The organism is Pseudogemmobacter sonorensis (genome assembly GCF_042762395.1).
GTDB classification, from domain to species: Bacteria; Pseudomonadota; Alphaproteobacteria; order Rhodobacterales; family Rhodobacteraceae; genus Pseudogemmobacter; species Pseudogemmobacter sonorensis.
The window spans coordinates 1-8,194 of sequence record NZ_JBEFZE010000057.1 but is presented as its reverse complement, the minus strand read 5'-3'; the positions used below and the strand labels follow the sequence as shown (position 1 = coordinate 8,194).

Genomic DNA, 8,194 nt, shown 5'->3' with positions numbered 1-8,194 from the left:
GAAACGACAGCTGGCGCATCAAAACCCGAGCCTGAACACCCTCCAAAACGCAGGCCCGCGTCGGCTGCGCCAGCTGGAAAGCTACGCCGCCACGGGCCTGCTCACCCGCGCGCTAAAGGGGTCACTTCCGTCGCGTCAGGCATATGGGCGCATGACGAAGGCGGCGATGGGCGCGTAGTTGTAGTTTCCCTTATTTTCAATATGTTAGTCGGCGCACTCGGGGTTGTCGTCGCTGCCCTTTGCGGGTTCGGCATCTTGGGTATCTTGCTCTCTTGGGCGGTGTGGTCTTTCGTTGGCCTGCTGTTCGGGCTTAGCCTTTCCCACATCGCCACCTGGTTTCGGTGCAGGGAGGGGCGATGAGGCAGTTCTCCCATGACACACTCGAGAGCGGATCTTCCGGGCGAGGGTTTATCCCTGAGATTGATGCCGGTCTTGAGCGCATTTTCCATACGTTCGATCAACGTCTCTCAGGGGTTGGTGCCGGTCTCCGGCCGATTGCCTTTGTAACTTCCTACGATTCTGCTGGCCGTCAGCTTTGCACATGGGTCGAGGAACTGGGCGCAATCGTGATGATCATCACGGACCGAAGCATTCCGCCGGAATGGATATCCAATCGTAACGGAAAGCTCGAATGCCTCGTGATCAACGAGGCTTATACAGGTCCAGCAGCCGGTGCATCGATTGCATCGCGTTTCCGGCAGTATGCGCCCGAAGTTCCTATTGTCGTGCTTAGAAGCGCTGCCTTCGAGCCGAATAGTGCGCGCGTCTGGGCAGGAATCGATGCGCCGGGTGTTTCCGTCAGGCTACCAGTCGGTCGCACGGAACTCAAGCTGGGCGTCCTCAGCGCAATTGACCGCCTTTCGGGCGAGGCTTCGCCGCAGGGGGCAGTCCGCTCAGGCACGCCGGATCAGTCCGCCGATCCGGAGCATCGAGGTTTGGCGATTGGCCTTCGGAGGGCGTTCAATACCATCTTCGGGGCCAGGAAATGACGGGCCTCATGCCGATATGCGAAGTCTTGAGGGGATTCGTGACAGTCGTCGCGGGTGGAAGCCAAATCCTTCATCTTGGCTTCGGAAGCCGTCGAATTCACGTAGAAGATTGCGGACTGGGGCGCTGGTCTTGCCTGCCGCGCGACCAGCGCGAAGCGCGGAGGGAGAGTCAGATTTCGGGTCGCGGCGCGTGTTGTCGAGTAAACGATGCCGAGCGTAGAATAACCGCCCGCCGGATGGAGCGACTAAGATTCAGCTCGCCCGTGTCTGTCTGCAAAACCGGCAGGAGCCAAAGCAGACGAGGATGCGGCTCGCACTGCACTGGGTCGACGCCACGGCTGCTCCCCTCCCCTGGCGTCGGCTATTTCCCGTCGCCGGAGGTGAGCTATTCGAGCTGCGGGTGGACTCTGTGCGGCGGGGGTCGCGCCGGGTGATGCCTTGCACAGCTTTCCATCGCTCCACGCAGCCGGGCCTCTTAACCCTAAAGGACGGCGCTCGGCAGCCGGTTCTGCTCGGTCTATCGGGCGGCGGGTTCGTCACCGCCATGCTTGTCATGTTCCGCGCCGCCACAAGAGGGCGACCGACATGATGATCGCACTCTCACCTTGGTTCCGTAATTTCTCGTTGGCGAGAAGTTCCGAAAATACGTGCAAAACGCAACGCTTCGAGTTCTTCGATTCAAACCCTATAGCGTTTCAGAAATCGGTTTTCAGAAGCGCGATTGTCCGGTGCGAAATACAGGTCGCCGCCAGGATTGGCTGCGTGATTATGAGGGGAAAAATCCCAACCTCGTTTTTTCAGGATCAAGTGATCGCAACATGATGCAAAGTAATTTTATGTCGGATGCGCATATGCGGGGAGATTTTCGAAGCCAAGCTGGATACCGCGGTGTGGATTTGATGGGTGGCATCGCCGAAGAGGCCAATGTTCAAACGGATCGCGGGAACACCATAATTTTCGACCTGCGGCCGGGCGATTGTGTTCAGACATTGGACAATAGCAAGCAGACAATCAGGCATATACTAGTGATTTCCCCTGCCTCTACCAGCAGGATTTTGGAGATTTCACCTGGAGTTTTCGGCGCGAAAGAGCGGCTGCCTTTGCTTTCGGATCAATTGGTTTTTCTGCGAGGTTGGCTCCTGAAGGCGTTGACTTCTGAATCTGAACTCCTTGCCGACATCGGCGCCTTTGAAAATGGCACTCACGTCTCGTCCTGCCGGAACGCTTCAACAGGGTTCGTGATCCCGGTTTTTGACCAACCGGAACTGATCCAGTGCAACGGTGTTTGGGTTGCCTGTCCCGGCGTGGGCGGCGGCCTGGTCCGACGGGTGCTCGGTCCTGAAGAGCAGCGGGCGATCGTCCAATCCGGCCTTTTCATTTGTCGGCCGGACGATCCTCGAGCGCGGCGAGGATGTGGGGTGAAAGTGAACTCAGATGCCTGATTGTTTCGATAAGGGACTGGTCGGCTCGGCGAGCAGGATCAACGGCCCGGTGGCGATCGGGACGGGGAGTCTTTCTGGCGCTGCCGCCAGAATCTGCCTTCCTCATGGGCGGATCCATATGACTCTCCTTTGGCCTCTATCTGGCGGGGGCGGCCATAGGAATGGCTGGTATGCTCGTAGAATTCTTTCGGCCTTCGCCGATCCGATCCAAGGAATACCGGGTAAATCTCAGGTCCGGCGCCAACAAAAGGGTAAAAAAATGATATTGGCTCTTTCCAAACGTATTGCGTTTGCATTGTTGATCGGTGCAGCGACGATTGGTCTTTCGGCATGTAGCAGGACGTTCACTACGGATTATGCGCACTCCGGTCCGACTGCGGCCAAGACGGAATGGAAGGTCGCGAAGGTGAACGTGGTTGTCCCTGACGATCTCGTCGTCAACGATGTCAACAGCTATATTCCGAAGGCCGATATCGTCTGGCAGGGCGATCCGCCCGGAGATCGCCGGGCACAGGTCGCAGCCATTGTTGGGGACGGTATCTCTGCCGGGGTCGCCGGGCTGAAGGGCCCGCAAACGGTAATTCTGACCGCGACGCTGACACGATTCCATTCAATGACCCCCAAAGCCTATTATGCGGCGCCCTCGGGGACCGGCGTGCATTCGGTCGGTTTCGATCTGGTCGTGACCGATGCGAGGACCGGAGCGCTCCTGGCGGGCCCGGAACGAATTCAGGCCGACCTGCCTGGTCTTGTGGCGGCGGACGACCCCAATGCCAGCTTAAACCTGCCTGGGGCCCGTTGGAAGTCGGCGATCGAAAGCCATATCGCGGCAACGATGCGCAGTTGGCTGGGCACCGGGCCGGATATCCGCAGCAAGTTCGCCCGCATAGGGGCCTGAGCTGAAGATGGCGGCGCGGGTGAGGATTATCGACATGGCGGCCGCGCGGTTGCAAAGGGCGGCAAATGCCCCTTGCAGCGAGCATACCGCCATGGCGGTTCACCGCTGCGGTCGACCCGAGCCCGGACCGGCCGACCGCAGCGTCTTTCTCGCGAAGGATATCGTTTTCACCCGTAATGGGCAGTTCCCGGTGTCCGCGCTGGTCTCAGGGATGGAGCTTCTGACCCGGAGCGGCTTCAGGCCGCTGCTTCGCATCGAGTGCTGGCAGGACGATCAAGCCCTTATGGAATTGCCAGCGACAGTCGCGACGGGTGGCCGATATGTCGGCGATCCGCGTCGTTACATGTTCGTCTGCGGTGCCGAGGTCGAACTGGCGACCGGTGCCGTGGGGGGACTTCTTTATCTTGCCGATCTTTGGCCTATGGCACAGGAGGCCGCGATTGGGGCCGCCACCGCCCCCCGATATTCCCTGTGGTTCGCCAGGCCCGAGATCGTTCTTTCCCAGACGGGCGATCTTGCCAGTGCAATCGATGACAGAGGTTGCCACATACTCACGTCCTGCGAGGCGATGGTGGTTTTCTGGGGCCTGACGCGCCGCTGGAATGGAGCGGTCGATGGTTAACCTCACCTCGCTCTTCTCCCGTCTGGCCGCCCGGCCAACTCGTATGACCGCGTCACGGTCTGGCTCGGTCGGCCGCAATCAGGGAGCGGTCCGATGACCGAACGGCAATACTGGTTACCCGCGCGGCGCAGTCGGCGCATGTGATCTTCTTTTCTTCGATCGCCGCGCAACTGGGCAATCCGGGGCAGGTGGCCTATGGCGCCGCGAATGCCGCCATCGAGCGGATCGCCGAACAGCGCCGCCGCGATGGCCTGCCGGGTCTCTCCATCGGCTGGGGGCCCATCGGCGACACCGGCTATCTGACGCGTGAGGTCCTGGTCGCGGCGCAGTTGTCGAAGACGGGGGGGATCGGCCTGCTTTCCATCGCTGAAGTCGAGGCCGAGCTGATGCGGGCGCTGGCCCCCCCCCTCCTCCGCCCCCGAGGACTATCACTTCGCCTCGGTCGACTGGGCGAGACTTGCCCCGCTTTTACCTGCGCTTGGCGGAGCATCCTTTGCCCGGCTGGTGCCCGCGCATGCGGGCGACCACTCTGTCGCGGACGAGATGGTCGAGCGCCTGCGCACCATGGAATGGCTGCCCGCGATCAATGTCGTCGGCCAGGAGATCAGGGATATCATGAGCGGGATCCTCCGGATGCCGCCCGAGCAATTCGACCTCAACAGATCGCTTGCGCGCTATGGCATCGATTCTCTGATGGCCATGGAAATGCAGCTAGAGGTCGAGCGCCGGTTCGGCCGCTCGCTGCCGGTGATGACCCTGTCCAACGAAATGACCGGCGCGCGGCTGGCAGCCAGCCTGTTGGCCCGCATCCGCGACGAAGACGAGGAGGACCGGGACAAGGACGCCTCCCCGGCCGATTTGTCGCAAGCACGGCTGGCGCAGCCGCAGTAATCGCCATGCGCCTGTAAGGAAGGTTTCCCACAGATGGCAGAACAACTCGCCTATCCCGATCCCAGAATATACATGAAACCGCTCGCTGCCCGGCTTGAGGACGATGATACACGCGCCGCCCTTCGCCTGCTGAGCGACGTTCTGGCCCCGCGCCGGGATCGCGTCGTGGCGGCCCCGGCCTACGGCCTGCCGGTGCGGGTGATCGCGTCGCGCCGGGGCGACGACGTTCGCTATCTTCTGAACCCCAGGTTGATCGAGGCGTCCGATCTGGTCATCAACGTTGCCGAGACCTGCCCCCAGACCGGCCCGATCCGCCGCAGCGTCCTGCGCGCCCGCAATGTGACCATGAGCGGAACAGGCCTGAGGGGCGAACAGTTCGTCTTGAAGCTCGAGGGCGTGCAGGCTTTCGAGGCCCAGATGGCGCTTGACCTGATGGAGCGACCGGATCCCTTCGATTGGCTGACCGCCTATCACCGGCACTGCCTACGCGTGGGGGAGAGCTGGTTCGGCGTATTGAACGCCGGTCTATACAGCGCAAGGGACGGGGACATTCTGCGCTTTTCCGGCCTCAACCGCGTTGCGTTCCACCCCGACGGGACCGAGGGCGCGCTTTGCAGCTTCGACGGGCTCAATCCCATGCTGCCCATCGAAAAGCGGCACCGCAAGATGCTGGGGCTGATATCGGTTCTGACGCCGCTGCGGCACGTGTATTTCAACCAGGCTGAAAACCTGCCCGTGGTCGTGGCCGCGCTGCTGATCTCGCGCGGGGCCAAGATCTATGGGCCCGAGGCCGCGATCCCGGTCGTTTTGCTTGAAAGGCTGGGGATTGCGGGGGCCTTTCACCGCCACCCGCTTGACGGCAGTGGCCTCGCGGCGGGACAGGCGCCGCTCGACGTCGTGCTTTTCGACAAGGTCGCCGCGCCTGACGCGCCATTGCCAGTTGAGGCGGACCTGCGGCAATTCGCACGGAGGCTTGACGGCATGACGGGAACGCTGCTGATCGCCATGCCTGCGCAGGACCCCGCGCTTGAGCATCTGCTGCAGCGCGTCTTCCCCAACGTCCTGGCCTATCCCTCGCCCAAGGGCGAAGTGATCTATGCCGCCCGCAAGACATGGGAGGGCGAGGCGCAGATTCGCGCCCGCATGATCAGCGGCGGCGCCACCAGTGGCATCGATTTTGTGGATACGTTGTCCGAACCGTGGATATACCTGCGCAAGGACGGCGGGCGGCAACTGCTATGACCGTTGCCCTTCCTTCCGTGTCCGAAGACGGGGCGAAGCCCTCGGTCCTGCTTCTGCATATGGCCTTCGGCGGCCAGTTCGAGTTTCTGGGCAAGTGGCTTGCTGCCAACGGCTGGGACGTGACCCTTGCCTATAGCGCCGATGTGGTCGAAAGATTCGAGGACGGCATCCGTGTCATGGGCTTTCACCCGCGCCGGACCACCATTGAGAAGAACAATTTCCGCTACCCCCTCGATTACGCAGCCTGCAACGCTCTGGGCGCGGCGGAACTGTTCTATCGCTTGCGCCATCAGCGTGGCTACATCCCCGACGTGGTGATCGCCCATGTCGGCTGGGGCGTTGGCCTGTGCGTCAAGCAGATCTGGCCCGAGACGCGCTACATCGCTTATCACGAATGGTATTACACCGACCGCGACTGGCGCGGCGGCGGGCGGGCGGAACGCCCCTCGACGCTGTCTTCGGTCATCGTGGATCGCATGCGGAACCTGCCGATCATCGCCGAATTCGACAGCGCCGACGCCAACTGGTGTCCGACCGACTATCAGGCCAGCCGCTTTCCGCCATCTCTGCGTCCGCTGCTGCAAGTCGTCTCGGATGGGGTAGATTGCCAGACACACCGCCCGGACCCCGACGCGCATCTCGATTTCGACTGGCTCAGCCTGCCGCCCGGAACGCCGGTCGTGACCTATGCCACCCGAGGAATGGAACCCTTGCGCGGCTTTCCGCAGTTTCTGCGCGCAGTCGAGGTCCTGCAGCGACGGCGCGACGACCTCCACGCCGTGGTGCTGGCCGACGACAAGGTGTGCTATGGCGACAAGCTGCCTGCCGACACAAGTTGGCGCCTGCGCATGATCGACGAACTGGCGCTCGATCACGGACGGCTTCACATATTTCCCATGCAGGCGCGCCCGGAGTATCAGCGGCTGCTTCAAGCGTCATGGGCGCACATCTATTTTTCCGAACCCTTCGTGACCTCGTGGTCGCTTTCCGAGGCGATGGCGACCGGCTGCTATGTCGTGGGCTCGGATACCCCGACCGTGACCGAATTGCTGGAGGATTTCGAAACCGGTGCAGTTGTCGATATGGACGATGCGAACGAGGTGGCCGATGCCGTGGAATGGGCGCTCGATCACCGAACCGAGGCACGAGCCATCGGAGCAAAGGCCCGCGCCTTCATTCTGGAGAAGCATGACAGCCGTGTCGTCTTCGCTCGCAAGGAGGAAATGATGCGAGTGCTGATCGGCAACAGCCAAGGGGGGCGGTAGGAAGCCTGCCTGTCGATGAGCCACATCACCCTGATATCGGGCCCTGTGAAGGCCAGCCACCTGTCCTCCTGGCGGACGTCGGCGCGGCAGGGCAAGCTGATTGTGCCGGAAGTTGTGGCAGCCGAGTTCGCCGCACCCTTGGCAGCGGCGTAGTCGGTGGACACACCGGTTGCGACTGCGCCGATTGATCTGATCATCGGGCTCGTGACGGTGCGGCTGGATGCCGCCACGCCCGCAGTCCGGGTTTCCGTCCCATCGCATCAGTTCAAGGAACGCCCAGCACCTTGCGGAAGTGTTGTGGCACGGGCTCCGGCAGGCCCCAGTCGACGGTGATCGGGACCTCGCCGTGCCATCCGGCGAAGTGCGGCACGCCAATGTAGCGGAATGGCGCGGCAGTTTTGCCGCGCAACTTCTCGCTTCCCACAAAGAGGTGGACGCGGTGGCCCGGCAACTTGCCAGAAAGGATCCATCCGTGGCGGCTACCCAACGCCCGCGACCGCTTCGGCACCCATCCGCACAAGCTGTCCGGGGGCCAGCGCCAGCGGGTAATGATCGCCATGGCACTGGCCGCGCGCCCGCGCCTCTTGATCATCGACGAACCGACAACGGCGCTGGACGTGACCATCCAGGGCCAGATCCCCGACCTGATCAAGGATTTGCAGGCGGAAACCGGCATGTCGGTCCTGTTCATCATCCACGACATGGGGGTGGTGGCCGAGGTCTCTGTATCGACGGCGCTCTGGACGTTGTGGCCGACCATGCCGCTGTTGCGGGCGCGCGTCGCCATGGCGCGCGCATCCGGATCGGTCAGCGAGATCGGGCCATCCGGCGCTTCTGTCAGTGCA

Annotated in this window: 9 protein-coding genes and 2 pseudogenes; 10 read left to right on the top strand and 1 reads right to left on the bottom strand. The window is 62.3% G+C overall.

The window, feature by feature from the left end; genetic code table 11:
* The first annotated feature begins 356 nt into the window (after positions 1 to 356).
* The 9 genes and pseudogenes from ABNX41_RS21115 (at position 357) to ABNX41_RS21075 (ending at position 7,502) form a co-directional block, all read left to right on the top strand.
* Positions 357 to 989, top strand: a complete 633-nt coding sequence (locus ABNX41_RS21115; RefSeq protein ID WP_438671663.1) for a hypothetical protein — start codon at positions 357 to 359, stop codon at positions 987 to 989.
* Positions 990 to 1,636: 647 nt separating this feature from the next.
* Positions 1,637 to 2,431: a Hint domain-containing protein gene (locus tag ABNX41_RS21110; RefSeq protein WP_438671662.1), complete on the top strand. Its 795-nt coding sequence runs from the start codon at positions 1,637 to 1,639 to the stop codon at positions 2,429 to 2,431.
* A gap of 259 nt (positions 2,432 to 2,690) precedes the next feature.
* Positions 2,691 to 3,329 (top strand): DUF6778 family protein, encoded by a 639-nt coding sequence (locus ABNX41_RS21105; protein WP_438671661.1) that lies wholly within the window; start codon positions 2,691 to 2,693, stop codon positions 3,327 to 3,329.
* A gap of 7 nt (positions 3,330 to 3,336) precedes the next feature.
* On the top strand, positions 3,337 to 3,951 hold the full coding sequence (locus tag ABNX41_RS21100) for a hypothetical protein (RefSeq protein WP_438671660.1): 615 nt from the start codon (positions 3,337 to 3,339) through the stop codon (positions 3,949 to 3,951).
* Between the two features lie 59 nt (positions 3,952 to 4,010).
* A pseudogene (locus ABNX41_RS21095) lies at positions 4,011 to 4,226 on the top strand (KR domain-containing protein); the annotation flags it as partial.
* A 268-nt stretch (positions 4,227 to 4,494) separates the two neighbouring features.
* On the top strand, positions 4,495 to 4,842 hold the full coding sequence (locus ABNX41_RS21090; RefSeq protein WP_438671659.1) for an acyl carrier protein: 348 nt from the start codon (positions 4,495 to 4,497) through the stop codon (positions 4,840 to 4,842).
* 33 nt (positions 4,843 to 4,875) lie between these two features.
* The gene (locus ABNX41_RS21085; protein ID WP_438671658.1) at positions 4,876 to 6,084 is read left to right on the top strand and encodes a peptide deformylase; all 1,209 of its coding nucleotides are present in this window, start codon (positions 4,876 to 4,878) and stop codon (positions 6,082 to 6,084) included.
* Positions 6,081 to 7,349, top strand: coding sequence for a glycosyltransferase (locus ABNX41_RS21080; RefSeq protein ID WP_438671657.1), 1,269 nt, complete (start codon positions 6,081 to 6,083; stop codon positions 7,347 to 7,349). The genes ABNX41_RS21085 and ABNX41_RS21080 overlap by 4 nt, the downstream gene beginning before the upstream one ends.
* A 15-nt stretch (positions 7,350 to 7,364) precedes the next feature.
* Entirely contained in the window at positions 7,365 to 7,502 is a 138-nt protein-coding gene (locus ABNX41_RS21075; RefSeq protein ID WP_438671656.1) for a hypothetical protein, read from the top strand.
* 112 nt (positions 7,503 to 7,614) lie between these two features.
* Here the strand turns inward: ABNX41_RS21075 and ABNX41_RS21070 are convergent, their stop codons facing one another.
* Positions 7,615 to 7,908 carry a hypothetical protein gene (locus ABNX41_RS21070; RefSeq protein WP_438671664.1) on the bottom strand — a complete coding sequence of 98 codons (294 nt, stop codon included), beginning with the start codon at positions 7,906 to 7,908 and terminating at the stop codon, positions 7,615 to 7,617.
* On the opposite strand from ABNX41_RS21070, the pseudogene ABNX41_RS21065 reads away from it, so the two are divergent.
* Positions 7,826 to 8,083 (top strand): annotated as a pseudogene (locus tag ABNX41_RS21065) (ATP-binding cassette domain-containing protein); the annotation flags it as partial. The gene ABNX41_RS21070 and the pseudogene ABNX41_RS21065 overlap by 83 nt on opposite strands.
* Between the last annotated feature and the right edge of the window lie 111 nt (positions 8,084 to 8,194).